We start from the raw sequence: 1,566 nt of genomic DNA, 5'->3' as shown, positions 1-1,566 counted from the left end.
CAATGTCATTAACTTAAAAGCAGAAGATATTTATTCCTAAAAGGATTAGATATCTTCTGCTTTTTTTGATATGCTTATATTGTAAAAAGAAGCCATGAACCTGCTCAAAAAAAAGGATGTGATTATACATGAAACATTCTCAGAAACGTACATTCATGGATATAGAAAAAATGAGTTCTGATGAATTTAAGGCATTTTGCCGATTAGGTAATAAAAATCATTTTACCAGAATCCGAAAAATGCCTCTTCAGGATCTTCTTTTCACAATGATAAACAGAAAGGGGCTGACGTTGGCATTGGAACTGAGAAATTATATGAAACTTGCTCATCCTGGTGTGTCTATTTCAAAACCAGGATATCTGAAACAGCGTATGAAACTTAATCCAGATGCTTTTTTGGAATTGTATAAATATCATAACCGTAACTTTTATGCAGATTCCACCTTTTCAACTTACAAAAATCATTTAATATTAGCTGCTGACGGCTCAGATATTAATATTCCTACTACTACTGAAACACTGAAACTGTATGGTTCTGCAAGCCGAAAAAACACAAAACTCCAAGCACAAATAGGATTAGGCTGTATTTATGATGTAATGAATCGTATGATACTGGAAAGTGACTGTAATAAGGTGAAATTTGATGAAATGCGCCTGGCCGAAAAACAGATGGAACGAATACCGGAAACAATAGGCAACATTCCCTATATTATTATCATGGACAGAGGCTATCCTTCTACGCCAGCGTTTATACATATGATGGATAAGGATCTTAAGTTTATCGTACGTTTAAAAAGCAGTGATTACAAAAAAGAGCAAAGCAGTTTAACAGAAAATGATCAGCTGGTTAAAATAAAACTTGATAAATCAAGAATCAGACATTACGAAGGGACGCCGGATGGAGAACGTATGAAAGAACTGGGTGAAATTTCATTGCGTATGGTAAAAATCCTATTAGAAAATGGAAATCTGGAAGTTTTAGCTACAAATCTTTCACAAACGGAATTTCATACAGAAGAAATAAAAGAATTATATCATATGAGGTGGGGAATAGAGACTGCGTATGAAACACTAAAGAATCGGTTGCAGTTAGAAAATTTTACAGGTACAAAACCTATTCTGTTATTACAAGATATATACAGCACCATATATCTGAGCAATTTAGTCGAAGATATCATATTAGACGCAGAGCGTGAACTGGATCAGAAGGAAACAAACAGAAAACATAAAATGATGATCAATCAGACAGTTAGTATTGGAATCTTAAAAAACGATCTGATTTATATACTTCTTGAAACGGATGATCAAAAGAAAAATATATTATTTCAGCAAATATATGAAGACATCAGTAAGAATCTGGTTCCTATTCGTCCTGATCGGCATTATACCAGAACGAAAGGGCGGTTAGCAGGGAAATATTCAAATACTCATAAAAGAGCATACTAATCTAGAAAATACGAATACAAAGAGAAGGGGATAAGTATGCCCATATAAAAAAACAAAAAGCAGGAATCATAGTTTTATAAATACTTACGATTTCTGCTTTTTGCTAAAGTTAATGACATTG

Annotated in this window: 1 protein-coding gene; it reads left to right on the top strand. The window is 33.3% G+C overall.

Translation table 11 applies throughout. The annotated features are described in order from the left end of the window. Positions 1-155: 155 nt before the first annotated feature. Complete coding sequence (locus tag LJE12_RS19500; RefSeq protein ID WP_227292379.1) at positions 156-1,445, top strand: IS4 family transposase; 1,290 nt, start codon at positions 156-158, stop codon at positions 1,443-1,445. Positions 1,446-1,566 lie beyond the last annotated feature (121 nt).

The organism is Blautia sp. DFI.6.71 (genome assembly GCF_020593585.1).
Lineage (GTDB): Bacteria > Bacillota > Clostridia > Lachnospirales > Lachnospiraceae > Blautia_A > Blautia_A wexlerae.
Note: the sequence above shows the minus strand (reverse complement) of the source record. Positions and strands in the feature narration are given on the sequence as shown.